We start from the raw sequence: 15,841 nt of genomic DNA, 5'->3' as shown, positions 1-15,841 counted from the left end.
TGGGGGCACATGATCCTGATCGCCGGGGCCGGTATCGCCGGTCTGTCCTTGGGGCTGACCCTGCACCAGCTGGGCCTGCCCTTCCGCATCTTCGAGCGGGTGGCCGATCTGCGGCCCACGGGTGTCGGCATCAACCTGCAGCCCAATGCCGTGCGCGAGCTGTTCGACCTGGGGCTGGAAGCCGAACTGGACCGGATCGGCATCCGCACCCGGCAATACGGGTTCTACACCAAGACCGGCCTGCCGATCTGGGTCGAACCGCGCGGGTTGGCGGCGGGCTACAGCTGGCCGCAGTTTTCCGTGCACCGGGGCGAGTTGCAGATGATGCTGTTGCGGATTCTGCGCGAGCGGGCCGGGGATGTGGTCGAAACCGACGCTGGCGTGACCGCGTTCGAGACGGACAGCCAAGGTGTCACGCTGGCTCTGGCGGGCGGGCGGCGGGTATCAGGGGATGTCGCGATTGCAGCCGATGGCATCCACTCGGCCATCCGCAAGCAGATGGTGCCGGATGAGGGAGAGCCGATCTGGAACGGTGCGATCATGTGGCGCGGCACTTCGCCCGGGCGGCACTTTCTGGGCGGCAATGCGATGTTTCTGGCCGGGCATGACACCCAGCGTTTCGTCGCCTATCCGCTGACCCCGGAAGACCCGGCGACGGGTCTTGCGACGATCAACTGGATCGCCGAGATGCGGGTCGATCCGGACCGGGCCATGGCCAAGGGTGACTGGAACCGCCCCGCCGACAAGGCCGATTTCCTGCCCGCCTTCGAGGGCTGGGACTTCGGCTGGGTCGATTGCCCCGGCCTGATCCGGGCCTCGGGCACGGTCTACGAATACCCGATGGTCGACCGCGAGCCTTTGCCCGCCTGGACAGAGGGTTGCGTCACGCTGATGGGCGACGCGGCACATGCGACCTATCCCGTCGGGTCCAACGGGGCAACGCAGGCGATCATCGACGCCCGCAAGCTGGGCGCGGCCTTGCGGGCGCATGGGGTCACCCGCGCGGCGCTCTTGACCTACGAGGCCGAGATGCGGCCCCGCGCCGAAGGCATCCTGCGCGCCAATCGCGGCAAGGGCCCCGACGCGGTGATGCAGATGGTCGAGGACCTGTGCGGCGGCGTCTTCGATGACCTGGAACCGATCCTGCCGCGCGAAAAGCTGGCGGCACATGCCGAGCATTACAAGCGGCTGTCCGGCTTTTCGGTCGATGTGCTGAACGCCCAGCCGCCGATCATCGGTCCGATGGAGCCCGTGGCATGACCCTCTTCGCCGAATTCCGCGTGCAGGTCGGCAGCCCGGTGATCCTTGGCAATGACGGCTTCGGCGAAGCGCGGATCGTGCCCATTCTGGGTGGCACCGTCAGCGGCCCGGGCCTCACCGGAACGATCCTGCCGGGTGGGGCCGATGAGCAGCGCATCCGCGCCGATGGCCTGACCCGCATCCATGCGCGCTATGTGATCCGGGCCGAAGATGGCGCGCTGATCCGGGTTGACAGTCAGGGGCTGCGCCATGCTGCCCCCGAGGTGATGGCCGCCCTGATGCGGGGTGAGAGAGTCGATCCTACGCTGGTCTATTTCCGCACGGTGATCCGGTTCGAGACCGCCTCTGCCGCGCATGACGATCTGAACCGTGCCTTGTTCCTGTCGGATGGCCAGCGCGAGCCGGATGCGGTGGTGCTGCGGTTGACCCGGCTGTAGGACCCGCCCCCCAACCGGCAGGGGCGGGGTCCGGGTGTCAGCCCTTGGTGCGCCAGCTGTCGGCGTAATTGGTCCGCGCTTCGGCCGCATAGGGTGTGGGTGCGACGCGAACCCGGATCGGAACCTGGCGGTGCGGTTCGGTCGAGGTCTTGCCGGTAGGTTCGGGTTCCCCCCACAGCAGCGTCAGGATGTCCCCGACCTGCACGTCCTGCGCCACGACCCCCAGCGACAGGACTGCGCGTTCGTTCCAGCTGAAGCCTGCGAACATGCTCATCCCCACGGTCTTGCCGTCGCGCTGGATCGCATCGGCACTGGACGAGGCATAGTTCGACACCGGGAAGTCGATCCACTTGGCGGGCGTGCCCGGTTCAAACGCCGTGGCGATGCAGGCCAGCACATCGTCACGGTTCCATTCGAAGGTCACCTTCTTGCGGTTCCGGGGCGAGCCCTTCATCGCTGCCAGCGCCGCCTTGCCGACAAAATCGGGCTTCTTCCAGCCGATGTAGAAGTCGTAGCCCAGTTCGAACGGGGTGGTGTAGTAGTCCTCGATATTGTCCGAGGCGAGGCTGCCGCCGATGGACCCTGCGGCCTCGTAGCTGTCGGCGCCCAGCCAGTCGCGATAATCGGCCAGCATGCCGTCGCCGGTGTATATCCCCGGCAGGGGCGAGGGAATCCAGCCGGATTCCAGGGTGTTGGTCGAATATGCCCGGCTGCCGCATTGCACCAGGTTCACCCCGGCATCGCGGGCGGCCTGCAGGATGGTGGAGTGGATGTAGTCCTTGTCCTTGTAGGGACCCCAGATTTCCAGCCCCGGCGCGCCGGACATCCCGTGGCGCAGGGCCTGCACTCTCTTCGAGCCGATGTTGATCCAGTCGACGTGGAAGAACTTGATGTCGGGGATCGGCCCGCCGTTCATTTTTTCGAAGACCTTCGGTGCCTCGGGACCCTGGATCTGGAAGCGGTAGTGTTCGCGCAGCACCCGTTCGCCTTCGGGGCGCGAGGGGCTGCGGGGGTCGTAGCGCAGGCGGACGTTCCATTTGCCATAGGCCGCGCAGAACATCAGCCAGTTCGAGGTGGGTGCGCGGCCCACCAGCACGAACTTGTCCTCACGTTCGCGGAAGATGATGTGGTCGCCGATCACATGGCCCGCCGGGGTGACCGGCACATAGTGCTTGGCGCGGTTCAGATCGAAATTGGCAAAGGCGTTGATGCCGTGGTGATCCAGGAATTCGGCCGCCTGCGGGCCTTCGACGATCAGCTCGTCCATGTGGTGACTTTGGTCGAACAGGACGGCCGAGTGGCGCCAGGCCATCTGCTCGGACCGCCAGTTCTGAAACTCGGGGGCGACGACGGGGTAGACGTACTGGCCGATGCGCGAGTTGCGCAGCAGGGGCACGGCGCCACCGGCCTTGGCCATGGCGGACGACAGACTGAATGACATGGGTTCCTCCCTTGGAATGTGTACATTCAGCGCAGATTTCGGGCGGAAATCAAGCCGCAATCGCGCAGATTGCATACATTCAGCGCTGTCGCGCCAGCAGGTCCTCGGCATTGCGGCGGGCGGCGCGGGCGTGCTCGCGGGCCAAGGCCTCGGCCCTTGCGCCTTCGCGGGCGGTGATGGCCTCGATGATCGCGCGGTGCTGGGACTGCGCCAGGGTCAAGGTGGTCGCCAGCTGCCGGGCGCGGGTGTCCTCGATGAAGGCCGAGGGGCCGGCGAAGGGCAGGCCCGAAATGCGGGCGATCTCGGTCTGCAGAACCGGGCTTTGGGCCATCCGGGCCAAGAGCGCGTGAAAGCGGCTGTTCAGGTTGGAATAGGCATCGAGGTCGAGGGGGTCGGCCAGCGCGATGTCGATTTTGCCAAGTATTTCATCAGCTTCCGCCAGGTCTGCGGGCAAGACCCCGCGTTCGGCGGCCAGTCGCGCGGCAGTGCCTTCCAGCACGCCCCGCAGTTCGATCGCGTCGACCACGTCGGCCAGATCAAAGCGGCGGACGACAAAGCCTGCGCCCTTTCTTTCCAGCAGTGCCTCTTCGGCCAGCCGAGACAGGGCGGCGCGGATCGGGGTGCGGGAGATTCCCAGTTCGTCGGCAAGGGCCACTTCGGCCAGCCGCGTGCCGCCCGGCAACGCTCCGGACAGGATGCGCTGGCGCAGGGTGATCAGCGCGCGTTGGCTGTGAGAGGTCTTGGCGTCGGACACGGCGGTCACCGGAATGGATACAAGGCGTGGCTAACCCGTCCCGGTCCAAATGTATACATTACATCTTCAATAGACGCCGGGCGTTTTCCTTCAGGATCAGCGGACGGACCTCGTCCCGGATCGCGATGGCCTCAAAGTCCTTCAGCCAGCGGTCGGGCGTGATCGCGGGCCAGTCCGAGCCGAACAGCATCTTATGCTTCAGGATCGTGTTGGCGTAATGCACGAACTGCGGCGGGAAGTACTTCGGCGACCATCCCGACATGTCGATCCAGACATTCGGCTTGTGCTGAGCGACGGCCAGACCTTCCTCGGTCCAGGGAAAGGACGGATGCGCCAGGACGATCTGCATGTCGGGGAAATCCACGGCAACGTCGTCGATGTGGATCGGGTTCGAATACTTCAACCGCATCCCCATGCCGCCCCGCATGCCCGACCCCACCCCGGTCTGCCCGGTGTGGAAGAGCGCAATCGCACCTTCCTCGGCGATGGCCTCGTACAGGGGATAGGCCATGCGGTCGTTGGGATAGAAGCCCTGCATGGTCGGGTGGAACTTGAAGCCCTTGACCCCGAAGTCCCGCACCAGACGCCGAGCCTCGCGCGCGCCGGTCTTGCCCTTGGCTGGGTCGATCGAGGCGAAGGGGATCAGGATGTCGCCGTTCTCGGCGGCGAGGCGCGCGATGTCCTCGTTGGAATGGCGGCGAAAGCCGGTCTCGCGTTCGGCATCGACGCCAAAGATCACCGCGGCGATCTTGCGGTCGCGGAAGTAGGCGGCGGTTTCGGGGACGGTGGGCAGCATGCCGTGCGCGCCCGCCGGATTACGGAAATAGGCGGCCATGCCGGCCTGAAACTCGTTGTAGCCGTCATCCCGGCCGCAGTCACACGGCTCTTCGGCATGGGTGTGGAAGTCGATGGCGATCAGGTCGTCGAGGTTCATTCCTTGGGTGCCTCCAGCTTTGCCACGCGCTTGTCGAGAAAAGCGCGCAGGCGTTCGGTCGCCTCGGGGGTCACGGACGTCAGCGAGGACATCAGGCTTTCGACGAAAAGCCCGTCTTCGGACGACATGTCGCGGATGCGGGGCAGCGCGTTGATGATGGCATAGTTCGACATCGCGGCATTGCTGGCCGCCACGGTCGCCAACTCGATGGCGCGGGTCAGCGCCTGCCCGGCCTCGACGACGTATGAAACACCGCCCCAGACCTCCATCTGCTGGGGCGAGACGGTGCGGCCAGTCAGCATCATGTCCCCCATGCGCTGCGCCCCGATCAGCCGGGCGATGCGGACCGATCCGCCACCGCCGACGAAGATGCCGCGCTGGCCTTCCGGCAGGCCAAAGAAGGCAGTCGCGTCGGCCACCCGGACATGCGCTGCGGCGGCAAGTTCGAAGCCGCCGCCGACCACACCACCCTGCAGCGCCGCGACAAAGGGGATGCCGCCGCGTTCGATGCCGTCAAAGACCCGGTGCCAGCGGCGTGAGCCCTTGACGGCAGCGATTAACGGCTTTTCGGCATGTTCGGCAAGGTCGAGGCCCGCGCAGAAATGCTTGCCTTCACCCCACAGCACGGCAGCCTTCGCCTCATCTTGCGCGCGTTCGACGGCCAAGTGCAGCGCCTCGACCACGCGGTCGGAAATGGCATTTCGCTTGGGTTCGCGGTTCAACCCGATCAGCGCGATGTCGCCGCGCAGTTCATACAGGATGGGGGTGTCGGCGGTCATCTGGTCCTCCCTCGATTTAGTTATCCTATATAATGGTTTTGCCTCACACAAGTCTTGCATTTTTCTTTGGACCAATCATTATGTGATATAACGGTCGGAGGAGGAGTTCGTCCTTGTCTTGGGGGGAGTCATGACCGAACCGCAGCGTCCTGCCCTGCAACATGTCATCCGCGACGATGGCAGCCATCTGATCTGGGTCGAGGGGGAACTGCCGCCACATCCGGTGACGATCAACGACCGGCTTCTGCACTGGGCCGCGACCGACCCGGACCGTGTCTGGATGGCCGAACGGCAGGGCGAGGGCTGGGTGCGGATGACCTATGGTCAGGCGGCCAAGGCGATTGCGGCCCTTGGCGGGGCGCTGCTGGCGATGGGTCTGTCGGCTGAGCGCCCGCTGCTGATCGTGGCCGGAAATTCGCTGGCACATGCTTTGGCTGCGCTTGGCGCGCAGCATGTCGGCATTCCCTCGGCCGCCATCGCCCCGGCCTATGCCGGGCACGGTGGCGAGAAGCTGGGTCAGGTCGCCGTGCAGCTGAGCCCTGGCGCCGTGCTGGCCGACGAGCCCGGCAATCCGGCCTTTGCGGTGCATCTGCCCGGCGTCCCGGTGCTTGCGGCAACGGATATCCAGGCGCTGGCGCGGCAAAGCGCTGGCCCAGAGGTTGCCGCCGCCCATGCTGCGGTGACCGCCGCGACGGTCGCCAAGTTCCTGTTCACCTCGGGCACGACCGGCAAGCCCAAGGCGGTGATCCAGACCCACGGCATGCTGACCGCCAATCAGGCGATGGTGCGCGAGGCCTATGACTTTCTGAAGATCGAACCCCCGGTCCTGCTGGACTGGGCGCCGTGGAACCACACGGCTTCGGGCAACAAGGTCTTCAACATGGCGATCTGGAATGGCGGGACCTACCATATCGACCACGGCCGCCCGACACCCGATGGCATCGCCGCGACCCTGCAGAACCTGGGCGAGGTGGCGCCGACCTGGTACTTCAACGTGCCGATCGGCTATCAGTTCATCCTGGACCGGCTGGAGACGGACAAGGCCCTTGCCGGGCACTTCTTCTCGCGCCTGCGGATGCTGATGTACGCGGGCGCCGGGATGAGCCAGCCCGTCTGGGACCGTCTGGCGACCCTGTCCGCGCGGCATGTGCCGGGCGGGGTGCCGGTTGTCTCGGGCCTGGGCGCGACCGAGACCGGACCCTTTGCACTGTATCACACCGACGCAAAGCCGGCGCCGGGCAATATCGGAATTCCGGCTGTCGGAGTGGTCCTGAAACTGGTTCCGGCGGAAGGAAAGCTGGAGGCGCGGCTGAAAAGCCCGTCGGTGACGCCCGGCTATTGGCGCGATCCTGATCTGACGGCGCAGGCCTTCGATGAGGAAGGCTTCTACCGGCTGGGCGACGCGCTGCGCTTTGCGGTTCCGGGCGATCCGGCGCAGGGCTTCGTGTTCGACGGTCGGCTGGCCGAGAACTTCAAGCTGGCCTCGGGCACCTGGGTTTCGGTGCAGGAGGTGCGGGCGGCACTGGTCGCGGCGATGGAGGGGATCATCACCGATGCGGTCATCGCGGGGCCCGAGCGTGACGATCTGCGGGCCTTGCTGCTTCCCAACCGGGCGCGGTTGCAGCAGGCGCTGGGGCGGGACCTTCCGGATGACCTGAATGGCGATCCCGAGGCGATGGCCCTGGTCGACGCGGGGCTAACGCGGATGCGCGCGATGGGCGGTGGCAGCGCGACGCGCGTGGTGAAGGCCCGCTTCCTCGCCTCGCCCCTGCGGTTCGAAAGGGGCGAAGTCACCGACAAGGGCTCGATCAACCAGCGCGCGGTCCTGCGCGAGAGACCCGACGAAGTCGCGGCACTGTACGGAGAGGCATAGATGGAACTGCAGGGGACTCATGTGGCGGTGACGGGGGCCGGATCGGGGCTGGGGGCCGCGACCGCACGAAGGCTTGCGGCGGAAGGGGCGCGGGTCACCGTAATCGACCTTAAGGGTGCCGAGGCAGTTGCCGCCGAAGTGGACGGCCTGGCCCTTGCGCTGGACGTGACCGACCCGGAGGCTGGCGCGGCGCTGGACAGAACGATTGCCGCATTCGGCCCCCTGCGCGGGCTGGTCAATTGCGCCGGGATCGGCGGGGCGTCCCGAATCGTGGGGCGCGATGGGCCGATGGACCTCGCAGCGTTCCAGAAGATCGTGGCGGTGAACCTGTTCGGCACGTTCAACATGCTGCGCCTGACCGCGGCCCGGATGTCCGCCAACACCCCCGACGCGGGGGGCGAGCGGGGGGCAATCGTCAGCACGGCCAGCGTTGCGGCGTTCGACGGGCAGTTGGGTCAGGCGGCCTATGCGGCGTCGAAGGGGGGCATCGTCTCGCTTGCCCTTCCGGCCGCGCGGGAACTGGCGCGCTTCGGCATCCGGGTGAACACGGTTGCGCCCGGCATTTTCGAGACGCCGCTGCTGGGCGAACTGTCCGAGGAGGTGCGCGCGGGCATTTCGGCCTCGATCCCCTTCCCTTCGCGCTCTGGCACTCCGGCCGAGTTCGCCGATGCCGTGGTCTTCTGCCTGACGAACCGTTATCTGAACGCCGAGGTGATCCGCCTGGATGGTGGAACCCGGCTGCCGCCACGATAGGAGGTCCCGTGAACGACAATCTCGACGCAGGTGTGTCGCAGTTCATCGGCTACAACATGAAGCGCGCGCTGACGGTGGTGCAGGCCGACCTGGCGCAGGTCCTGGCCGAATTCGGCCTGCGGGCCGTGTCCTATTCCGCGTTGCTGGTGATCGTCCGGACCCCAGGCATCAGCCAGAGCGACCTCGCCGATGTCCTGCGGATCGAAAAGTCGAACCTGGTGCAGTTGATCGACGAGCTTGCGAACCGGGGACTGGTGACGCGTGAGCCGGTGCCCGGCGACCGCCGCCGCCATGCGCTGATCCCTGCCAAAGCCGGGATCGCCCTGGCCGAGGCCGCCACCCGCGCAGTCCAGGCGCATGAGGATCGGGTCTTCGCCGCGCTGAGCATGCTTGAACGTGCAACGCTGGTCCATCTTCTCCGCCGCGTCTGGGCAATGCCGGTTCGCGCGTGATCCCGGACGGGGCTGCTGTTGACTCCCCCGGTTTCCCTTGTATAAGCCCGCCAGTCCCGGAAGCGATTCCGGGACTTTTCATTGGTGTTGGTGGCCCCCGCAAGGGGATGCCTGTCGGGCCGAAAGGTCAAAGGACAACGCCCTTCGTAACACAGAAGGAGATCAGCGGTGACCAAACGCACCTCTGCCAAGTACAAGATCGACCGCCGCATGGGCGAGAACATCTGGGGCCGTCCGAAGTCCCCGATCAACAAGCGCGAGTACGGCCCGGGCCAGCACGGCCAGCGCCGGAAGAACAAGCTGTCGGACTTCGGTACGCAGCTGCGCGCCAAGCAGAAGCTCAAGGGCTACTACGGCGACCTGACCGAAAAGCAGTTCCGCAAGATCTATGGCGAAGCCGAGCGTGTGCGCGGCGACACCGGCGAGATGCTGATCGGCCTGTTGGAGCGTCGTCTTGACGCGGTGGTCTACCGCGCCAAGTTCGTCCCGACCATTTTCGCCGCCCGCCAGTTCGTCAACCACGGCCACGTTCTGGTGAACGGCAAGCGCGTGAACATCGCGTCGTACCGCGTGTCGGAAGGTGACGTGATCTCGGTCCGCGAAAAGTCGCGCCAGATGGCGGCGATCCTGGAAGCGATCCAGCTGACCGAGCGCGACGTTCCGGACTATCTGGAAGTCGACAACAACAAGCTGACGGCGAAGTTCGTTCGCACTCCGGGCCTGGGCGACGTGCCCTATCCGGTCCAGATGGAACCGAACCTGGTCGTCGAATACTACGCGAAGAACTAAGCGGTGCTCTAGCGCACCCCGCAAAGGCCCGCCTTCTGGCGGGCCTTTTCATTTGGGTCAGGCGGGCGGCATCTGGGCGTAGGCGGTCAGCCCGGGGGGCAGGCTGTCCCAGGCTTGCGCGGCGCGGGTCCAGGTGACCTGCCGGGGAGCAAAGCGGCCGGGGTCATCCAGACTGGCAGCGGTGACGGCGATAATGCCGGGCATGGCCGGGAACGCCAGATAGACCGGGGTGCCGCAGATCGGGCAGAAGGCGTGGCGCTTTTCCATGCCAGTCTCGGCCAGAACCGACCATGCGCTGGCAGGCCCGCTGACCACAGCCCCCGGCGTTTCGGCAAAGACCAGCCAAGAGGAATGCCCGCTGCCGCTCCGTCTTTGGCAATCGCGGCATTGGCAATGGGTCTGCTCGACTGGCTGGCCCGTCATCGCATACCGCAACGCCCCGCAGGCGCAACCGCCGGTGAAGGGGGCCTCCATCACGCGGCCTTCGGTTTGGCGAAGACGTTCAGGCCGGTGCCGGTCTCAAGATAGGACTTGAGGCTGGACAGCACGATGGGCCAGCCCTTGCTGACGCCCTGCTCCATGCCGCTGCCCTTGATCAGGTCGTCGTGAGTGACGATCAGCTTGGTCATGCCGTCATAGGGGATGACGTCGAAGGTGACGCGGGAATAGGCCTCGGGCTCGGTTTCCTGGGACTTGTTCACCCAACTGATGACCAGCCTGGACGGTGGCATGTGTTCGACCACCTTTCCGGTCAGTTCCGCCACCCCCGTTTCGGTGCGGACATGGTCCCAGCGCGATCCGGGCTGCCAGTCCGATACGTTCGAATGCCCCCAGTAGCGGCTGGTGATGTCGGCGCTGGTGAGGGCCTCGAACACCTTTTCCGGGGGTGCAGAGATGAAGGTGACATAGACAAAACTTGTGCGTTCGGTGGTCATTCCTGATTCCCTTCCAACTCGCGTTTCAGATCATGCAGCAGGGTCAGGCGCTGCGTTTCGAACTTGCGGACCCAGCGTTCATAGATGTCGTGCAACGGCACGGGGTTGATGAAGTGGAGCTTCTCGCGGCCCTTGCGGACAGTGCTGACCAGATTGGCTGCCTCCAGCAGGTCAAGGTGCTGGGTTACTGATTGCCGTGCCATGTCCAGATGCGTGCAAAGCTGGCCAAGGGTCTGGCCGTTGTCTTCGCACAAGAGGTCAAGCAGCCTGCGCCGGGTGGGATCGCCCAGAGCCTTGAACACCTTGTCTGTATCCGGAACCGTTTCCATCAGGTGCAAGATATGCAGGTAAATACCTGCATGTCAACCCGGTTGGACCAGGGCCTCGGTTGCTGCCTTCCATTTCAGCGCCATTTTCCCTATGTCGCAGGACAACGCGTCCGCAGGGGGATCATGCCGATGACCGACAAGCCCAGCCTCGAAAACCGCTTTGAACGGGGGCTGTTTGCCAGCCGCTGGCTGATGGCGCCGATGTATCTGGGTCTGGCCGTGGCGCTTGGGATGCTGACGGTGATCTTTCTCAAGGAGATGGTCTACTATCTGCCGCAGATCTTCGACATGACTGCCGAGAAGATGATCCTCGTCGCGCTGACGCTGATCGACCTGACGCTGGCGGCGAATCTGCTGTTGATCGTCATGTTCTCGGGCTACGAAAGCTTTGTGTCCAAGTTCGATTTCGACGCGGGCGCAGACAAGCCGGGATGGATGGGCAAGGTCGACTTCGGCGGGCTGAAGATGAAGCTGATCGCCTCGATCGTCGCGATCTCGGGGATCCATCTGCTCAAGCGGTTCATGGAAATCAGCGATCTCGATACGGCGACCACCTTCGGCGAGACCGAGATGCTCTGGCTCGTGGTGATACATCTGACCTTCGTGGTCTCGGGCGTCCTGATGGCGCTGATGGACTGGCTGCAGGCCCGGTCCTACAAGTAAGGAGTTACGCGATGACCTATCCCGTGCATGCGCGCATCGACGGCGCGCTGGTGATGATTGGCTTTGGCTCTATCGGCCGGGGGGTGCTGCCGCTGATCGAACGGCATATCGGGTTCGACCGGGCGCAGTTCACCGTGATCGAGCCGCTGGATGACCATGCCGGTATCCTGAGCGAGCATGGGATCCGGCATCTGCAAGTGGCGCTGACCGCCGACAATTTCGCCGAGGTGCTGCGCCCGCTGTTCCCGCAGGGGCGCGGGATGATCGTCAACCTGTCGGTGGATGTGGATTCCATAGAGTTGATGAAGCTCGCGCAAGAGATCGGGGTCCAGTACATCGACACGGTGGTGGAGCCCTGGCCGGGGTTCTACTTCGGGTCCTCGCTGCCCAACGCGGAGCGGACGAACTATCCGCTGCGCGAACGGGTGCGGGAACTGGGCAAGGCCTATGTGGGTGGACCGACCGCGGTCAGCTGCTGCGGGGCGAACCCCGGGATGGTGTCGTGGCTTTTGAAAGAGGCGCTGCTGCGGCTGGCTTCGGATACCGGGGTCAAGGCCGATCCGCAGTCCCGCGAAGATTGGGCGCGGCTGATGCAGGGGCTGGGGGTCAAGGGCATCCATGTGGCCGAGCGGGATACCCAGGTTTCGGCACATCCGAAGCCCTTGGGCGTTTTCGTGAACACCTGGTCGGTGGATGGGCTTCTGTCCGAGGGCTATCAGCCGGCCGAACTGGGCTGGGGCACGCACGAAAAGAAGTTGCCCCCGCACGGCCACGCCTTTGACCACGGGCCCGGCTATGCGATCTGGATCGACCGGCCCGGCGCGGATACGCGGGTGCGGTCGTGGTGTCCGGACGTGGGGCCGCAGTTCGGCTATGTCATCACCCACAATGAGGCGCTGTCGATCCCGGATTACTACACGGTCTGGGACGGGGCGAAGGCGGTCTACCGGCCGACCTGCCACTACGCCTACCACCCCTGCAACGACGCCATCCTGAGCTTGCACGAAATGAACGGGGCCGGAAAGCGGCAGCCGGATCAGCATATCCTGACCGCTGAGGAGATCACCTCGGGCGGCGATGACCTGGGTATGTTCCTCTACGGTCATGCCAAGGGCGCGATGTGGTACGGCTCGCGTCTGTCCTGCGAGGAAGCGCGGCGGCTTGCGCCTTACCAGAATGCGACGGGGATGCAGGTGACGTCCGCCGTGCTGGCGGCAATGGTCTGGGCGGCGGAGAACCCGAACGCGGGCTTCGTCGAGGCCGACGAGATGGACCATGTCCGTTGCCTGGAGGTCCAGCGTCCCTACCTTGGGTCCATCGAGTGCCACTACACCGACTGGACCCCGATCCAGAACCGGATCAATAGCTTTGCCGAGGACCGCGACGATCAGGACCCTTGGCAATTCACCAACTTCCTGGCCGTGTGATCGGCAGGTTGCGGCCTGCACCGCGATGCCGATCCCGGCGAAAGGTTCTGGCCATGCCAGCGCCGGGCGGCTAAACGGGGCGTGACTCCCGGGGGCCCGCATGAACGACCAGATCAAGCCACAGCCAGGCATTCTTGACATCGCGCTTTACGAGGGCGGCAAGGCGCATGTGGCGGGTGTGGCCAACGTGGTCAAGCTGTCGTCGAACGAGAACCCTTTCGGGGCCTCGGACAAGGCGAAGGAAGCCTTTGGCCGCACTGTGCATACCTTGCACCGCTACCCGAACACCGACCACGCCGACCTGCGCGCGGCCATTGCCGAGGTGCACAAGCTTGATGCAAGCCGCATCATCTGCGGCGCCGGGTCGGACGAGATCATCACCTTTCTTTGCCAGGCCTATGCCGGGCCGCGCGATGAGGTCGTGTTCACCGAACACGGGTTCCTGATGTACCGCATCTCGACCATGGCCGTGGGCGCGACCCCGGTCGAGGTGCAGGAGCGGGAGCGGACGGCGGATGTGGATGCAATCCTGTCGGCCTGCAACCGGCGGACCAAGCTGGTCTTCCTTGCCAACCCGAACAACCCCACCGGCACGATGATCTCGGGCGCCGAGATCGCGCGCCTGGCCGAAAGCCTGCCGCCGCAGGCGCTGTTGGTGCTGGACGGGGCCTATGCGGAATATGTCGAAGGCTACGATGGCGGCGCTTCGCTGGTCGATGCGCGTGACAACGTGGTGATGACGCGGACCTTTTCGAAGATCTACGGTCTGGGCGGGTTACGGATCGGTTGGGGCTATGGGCCGAAGCACGTCATTGACGTGTTGAACCGCATCCGGGGGCCCTTCAACCTGTCGACCACGCAACTGGAGACCGCCGAGGCCGCCGTCCGCGACCAGGACTTTGTCGCGCGCTGCCGCAGCGAGAACACGCGGATGCGGTCGTGGCTGGCCAATGCCTTGGCCGAGATCGGGGTGCCCTCGGACACGTCGATGGCCAACTTCATCCTCGCCCGCTTTGCCAGCCAGGAAGAGGCCGAGGCCTGCGATGCCTTCCTGCAGGCGCAGGGTCTGATCGTGCGGCGCGTCGCAGGATACAAGCTGCCGCACTGCCTGCGGATCACGATTGGCGATGAATCGTCCTGCCGCCAGGTCGCCCATGCGGTGGCGCAGTTCAAGGGTGTCAAATGATCTACCAGCGCGTCGCCCTTATCGGTCTCGGGCTGATCGCGTCGTCGATGGCGCATGCCATGCGTGCGCAGGGGCTGGCGGGCGAGATCGTGGGCTACGCCAAGTCACCCGAGACGCGGACGGTGGCGAAGGACCTGTTCTGCGACCGGGTGAACGAGACGGCCGCCGAGGCGGTCAAGGGCGCGGACCTTGTGGTGCTGGCGGTGCCGGTTGGAGCAATGGGCGAGATTGCTGCCGAGATCGGGCCGCATCTGAAACCCGGAGCGACGGTGACGGATGTGGGGTCGGTCAAGCGGGCGGTGGTCGATGCCGTGGCGCCGCACATGCCTAACGGCGTGCATTTCATCCCCGGTCACCCGCTGGCGGGGACCGAGTATTCTGGCCCGCGCTCGGGCTTTGCGACCCTGTTCCAGAACCGCTGGTGGCTTTTGACGCCGGGAGCGGATGCCGATGCGGCGGCGGTGACGCGGCTGCGGTCGGCTCTGGAAGCGATGGGCGCGAATGTCGACGAGATGGATGTCGAGCATCACGACCTGGTGCTGGCCGTTGTCAGTCACGTCCCCCATGCGATTGCCTATACGATGGTGGGCGTGGCCGACCACATGCGGCGGGTCTCGCAGTCCGAGGTCATCAAGTATTCCGCCTCGGGCTTCCGCGACTTTACCCGGATCGCGGCCAGCGACCCGGTGATGTGGCGCGACGTGTTCCTGACCAACAAGGACGCGGTGCTGGATATCCTTGGCCGCTTTGCCGAAGAGCTGTTCGTCCTGCAGCGGGCGATCCGGATGGGGGATGGCGACCACCTGCACGCCTATTTCACCCGCACCCGTGCGATCCGCCGTGGCATCATCGAAGCCGGGCAGGACACGGCCGCGCCGGACTTCGGTCGCGCTGCGCCGCCAGAGAAGAAGGGCTGATGCGGTTGCGCGCGATCCTTCTCGCGCTGAGCCTCTGCCTGTCGCAGGGGGCCTTCGCGCAGGAAATCGACCGCTCGCCCCGGCCGCCCGCGAATCCGAAGCTTTCCCCCATCGTGCAGGCCGCAGACGTGGCGGGGCACCTGCAGGCACAGGCCGAGGCGCTGGTCCCGACCGCAAGCGCAGCGGAGGCCGTCCCGGACCTGCCTTCCGATGCGCTGCTGCGGTCATTGCGCCCGCTGCGCCGTCCCGAGGCTCTGACGACGCGGTTGGCTGGGCTGAAATCTGCCTCGAACGCGCCGGGCCTCGATCTGTCCGGTCGCGAGCCCGACGATGAGATCGACCTGGCGGCCATCCCGCCCCCGACCCGGAAGGAAGAACGCAAGAAGCGACGCGAGAAGGCGTCCACGGCCGGATCGGTCTGCGGCGTGCCGGCGATCAAGGGCGAGGAAATCGCGCGGATCGGATCCAAGGTCAGCGGTTGCGGCGTGGAAAACCCGGTGCGCGTCACCTCGGTCGCGGGGGTGCGCCTGTCGCAGGCGGCGACGGTCGATTGTTCCATCGCCAAGGCGCTGAATTCCTGGGTGGACGAGGTCGCGCAACCCGCCTTCGACGGCAAACTGGTCGAGTTGCAGGTTGCGGCGCATTACATCTGCCGCAGCCGCAACAACGTGAAGGGTGCCAAGGTCAGCGAGCACGGCAAGGGCCGCGCCATCGACATCTCGGCCTTCATCCTGTCCAACGGGAAGGTGCTGACCGTGGCGCAGAACTACAACAAGCTGCTGCGGCGCATCTACAAGGCCGGGTGCGGCTACTTCAAGACGACCCTCGGCCCCGGCTCGGACGGGTATCACGAGGACCATTTCCACTTCGACACCTCGGCCCGGAAGGGCGGGGCCTATTGCCGGTGAGGCT

The 15,841-nt window shown here is 65.5% G+C and carries 18 protein-coding genes; 11 read left to right on the top strand and 7 right to left on the bottom strand.

Annotation, left to right across the window (positions count from 1 at the left end):
• Positions 1-9: 9 nt before the first annotated feature.
• On the top strand, positions 10-1,260 hold the full coding sequence (locus E8M84_RS00575) for a flavin-dependent oxidoreductase (protein ID WP_137109235.1): 1,251 nt from the start codon (positions 10-12) through the stop codon (positions 1,258-1,260).
• Positions 1,257-1,697 carry a DUF3237 domain-containing protein gene (locus E8M84_RS00570; protein ID WP_137109234.1) on the top strand — a complete coding sequence of 147 codons (441 nt, stop codon included), beginning with the start codon at positions 1,257-1,259 and terminating at the stop codon, positions 1,695-1,697. Before E8M84_RS00575 ends, E8M84_RS00570 begins: the two co-directional genes overlap by 4 nt.
• 37 nt (positions 1,698-1,734) lie before the next feature.
• Here the strand turns inward: E8M84_RS00570 and E8M84_RS00565 are convergent, their stop codons facing one another.
• The 4 genes from E8M84_RS00565 to E8M84_RS00550 form a co-directional block, all read right to left on the bottom strand.
• Positions 1,735-3,138, bottom strand: coding sequence for an aminomethyltransferase family protein (locus E8M84_RS00565; RefSeq protein WP_137109233.1), 1,404 nt, complete (start codon positions 3,136-3,138; stop codon positions 1,735-1,737).
• A 79-nt stretch (positions 3,139-3,217) separates the two neighbouring features.
• The gene (locus tag E8M84_RS00560; RefSeq protein WP_137109232.1) at positions 3,218-3,901 is read right to left on the bottom strand and encodes a GntR family transcriptional regulator; all 684 of its coding nucleotides are present in this window, start codon (positions 3,899-3,901) and stop codon (positions 3,218-3,220) included.
• A 49-nt stretch (positions 3,902-3,950) separates the two neighbouring features.
• Positions 3,951-4,826 carry an amidohydrolase family protein gene (locus E8M84_RS00555; RefSeq protein WP_137109231.1) on the bottom strand — a complete coding sequence of 292 codons (876 nt, stop codon included), beginning with the start codon at positions 4,824-4,826 and terminating at the stop codon, positions 3,951-3,953.
• Positions 4,823-5,605, bottom strand: coding sequence for a crotonase/enoyl-CoA hydratase family protein (locus tag E8M84_RS00550; RefSeq protein ID WP_137109230.1), 783 nt, complete (start codon positions 5,603-5,605; stop codon positions 4,823-4,825). The genes E8M84_RS00555 and E8M84_RS00550 overlap by 4 nt, the downstream gene beginning before the upstream one ends.
• A gap of 130 nt (positions 5,606-5,735) precedes the next feature.
• On the opposite strand from E8M84_RS00550, the gene E8M84_RS00545 reads away from it, so the two are divergent.
• From E8M84_RS00545 to rpsD, 4 genes are all read left to right on the top strand, one after another.
• On the top strand, positions 5,736-7,478 hold the full coding sequence (locus tag E8M84_RS00545) for an AMP-binding protein (protein ID WP_137109229.1): 1,743 nt from the start codon (positions 5,736-5,738) through the stop codon (positions 7,476-7,478).
• On the top strand, positions 7,479-8,231 hold the full coding sequence (locus tag E8M84_RS00540; RefSeq protein ID WP_137109228.1) for an SDR family NAD(P)-dependent oxidoreductase: 753 nt from the start codon (positions 7,479-7,481) through the stop codon (positions 8,229-8,231).
• Positions 8,232-8,239: 8 nt separating this feature from the next.
• Positions 8,240-8,683: a MarR family winged helix-turn-helix transcriptional regulator gene (locus tag E8M84_RS00535; RefSeq protein WP_240790251.1), complete on the top strand. Its 444-nt coding sequence runs from the start codon at positions 8,240-8,242 to the stop codon at positions 8,681-8,683.
• A gap of 168 nt (positions 8,684-8,851) precedes the next feature.
• Positions 8,852-9,472 carry a 30S ribosomal protein S4 gene (gene rpsD, locus E8M84_RS00530; protein WP_137109227.1) on the top strand — a complete coding sequence of 207 codons (621 nt, stop codon included), beginning with the start codon at positions 8,852-8,854 and terminating at the stop codon, positions 9,470-9,472.
• A gap of 57 nt (positions 9,473-9,529) precedes the next feature.
• Here rpsD and E8M84_RS00525 read toward each other — a convergent pair whose 3' ends face one another.
• The 3 genes from E8M84_RS00525 to E8M84_RS00515 are packed head-to-tail and all read right to left on the bottom strand — an operon-like array spanning position 9,530 to position 10,736.
• A complete protein-coding gene (locus E8M84_RS00525) occupies positions 9,530-9,946 on the bottom strand; it encodes a GFA family protein (RefSeq protein WP_137109226.1) in 417 nt (138 codons plus the stop codon).
• Entirely contained in the window at positions 9,946-10,407 is a 462-nt protein-coding gene (locus E8M84_RS00520; protein ID WP_137109225.1) for an SRPBCC family protein, read from the bottom strand. Before E8M84_RS00520 ends, E8M84_RS00525 begins: the two co-directional genes overlap by 1 nt.
• Complete coding sequence (locus E8M84_RS00515) at positions 10,404-10,736, bottom strand: helix-turn-helix transcriptional regulator (RefSeq protein ID WP_137109224.1); 333 nt, start codon at positions 10,734-10,736, stop codon at positions 10,404-10,406. Before E8M84_RS00515 ends, E8M84_RS00520 begins: the two co-directional genes overlap by 4 nt.
• Positions 10,737-10,865: 129 nt before the next feature.
• On the opposite strand from E8M84_RS00515, the gene E8M84_RS00510 reads away from it, so the two are divergent.
• The 5 genes from E8M84_RS00510 to E8M84_RS00490 all read left to right on the top strand — a co-directional run bounded on the left by E8M84_RS00510 (position 10,866) and on the right by E8M84_RS00490 (position 15,837).
• Positions 10,866-11,399, top strand: a complete 534-nt coding sequence (locus E8M84_RS00510) for a TIGR00645 family protein (RefSeq protein WP_137109223.1) — start codon at positions 10,866-10,868, stop codon at positions 11,397-11,399.
• A gap of 11 nt (positions 11,400-11,410) precedes the next feature.
• Positions 11,411-12,826: a homospermidine synthase gene (locus E8M84_RS00505; protein ID WP_137109222.1), complete on the top strand. Its 1,416-nt coding sequence runs from the start codon at positions 11,411-11,413 to the stop codon at positions 12,824-12,826.
• A 100-nt stretch (positions 12,827-12,926) separates the two neighbouring features.
• Positions 12,927-14,012, top strand: a complete 1,086-nt coding sequence (gene hisC, locus E8M84_RS00500; protein WP_137109221.1) for a histidinol-phosphate transaminase — start codon at positions 12,927-12,929, stop codon at positions 14,010-14,012.
• On the top strand, positions 14,009-14,929 hold the full coding sequence (locus E8M84_RS00495; RefSeq protein ID WP_137109220.1) for a prephenate/arogenate dehydrogenase family protein: 921 nt from the start codon (positions 14,009-14,011) through the stop codon (positions 14,927-14,929). The genes hisC and E8M84_RS00495 overlap by 4 nt, the downstream gene beginning before the upstream one ends.
• Entirely contained in the window at positions 14,929-15,837 is a 909-nt protein-coding gene (locus E8M84_RS00490) for an extensin family protein (RefSeq protein WP_137109219.1), read from the top strand. Before E8M84_RS00495 ends, E8M84_RS00490 begins: the two co-directional genes overlap by 1 nt.
• Positions 15,838-15,841: the final 4 nt, after the last annotated feature.

The sequence above is a fragment of the Rhodobacter sp. SY28-1 genome (genome assembly GCF_005222785.1).
GTDB lineage: Bacteria > Pseudomonadota > Alphaproteobacteria > Rhodobacterales > Rhodobacteraceae > Tabrizicola.
The sequence above is the reverse complement of the archived record's forward strand: the minus strand, read 5'-3'. Positions and strand labels throughout refer to the sequence as shown.

Excerpts from the sequence above, each read along its gene's own strand:
- E8M84_RS00570 (WP_137109234.1), top strand. The coding sequence starts at position 1,257 with ATGACCCTCTTCGCCGAATTCCGCGTGCAGGTCGGCAGCCCGGTGATC.
- E8M84_RS00555 (WP_137109231.1), bottom strand. The coding sequence starts at position 4,826 with ATGAACCTCGACGACCTGATCGCCATCGACTTCCACACCCATGCCGAA.
- E8M84_RS00495 (WP_137109220.1), top strand. The coding sequence starts at position 14,009 with ATGATCTACCAGCGCGTCGCCCTTATCGGTCTCGGGCTGATCGCGTCG.
- E8M84_RS00505 (WP_137109222.1), top strand. The coding sequence starts at position 11,411 with ATGACCTATCCCGTGCATGCGCGCATCGACGGCGCGCTGGTGATGATT.
- E8M84_RS00550 (WP_137109230.1), bottom strand. The coding sequence starts at position 5,605 with ATGACCGCCGACACCCCCATCCTGTATGAACTGCGCGGCGACATCGCG.
- E8M84_RS00545 (WP_137109229.1), top strand. The coding sequence starts at position 5,736 with ATGACCGAACCGCAGCGTCCTGCCCTGCAACATGTCATCCGCGACGAT.
- hisC (WP_137109221.1), top strand. The coding sequence starts at position 12,927 with ATGAACGACCAGATCAAGCCACAGCCAGGCATTCTTGACATCGCGCTT.
- E8M84_RS00490 (WP_137109219.1), top strand. The coding sequence starts at position 14,929 with ATGCGGTTGCGCGCGATCCTTCTCGCGCTGAGCCTCTGCCTGTCGCAG.
- E8M84_RS00575 (WP_137109235.1), top strand. The coding sequence starts at position 10 with ATGATCCTGATCGCCGGGGCCGGTATCGCCGGTCTGTCCTTGGGGCTG.
- E8M84_RS00520 (WP_137109225.1), bottom strand. The coding sequence starts at position 10,407 with ATGACCACCGAACGCACAAGTTTTGTCTATGTCACCTTCATCTCTGCA.
- E8M84_RS00510 (WP_137109223.1), top strand. The coding sequence starts at position 10,866 with ATGACCGACAAGCCCAGCCTCGAAAACCGCTTTGAACGGGGGCTGTTT.
- E8M84_RS00540 (WP_137109228.1), top strand. The coding sequence starts at position 7,479 with ATGGAACTGCAGGGGACTCATGTGGCGGTGACGGGGGCCGGATCGGGG.
- E8M84_RS00515 (WP_137109224.1), bottom strand. The coding sequence starts at position 10,736 with ATGGAAACGGTTCCGGATACAGACAAGGTGTTCAAGGCTCTGGGCGAT.
- E8M84_RS00525 (WP_137109226.1), bottom strand. The coding sequence starts at position 9,946 with ATGGAGGCCCCCTTCACCGGCGGTTGCGCCTGCGGGGCGTTGCGGTAT.
- E8M84_RS00565 (WP_137109233.1), bottom strand. The coding sequence starts at position 3,138 with ATGTCATTCAGTCTGTCGTCCGCCATGGCCAAGGCCGGTGGCGCCGTG.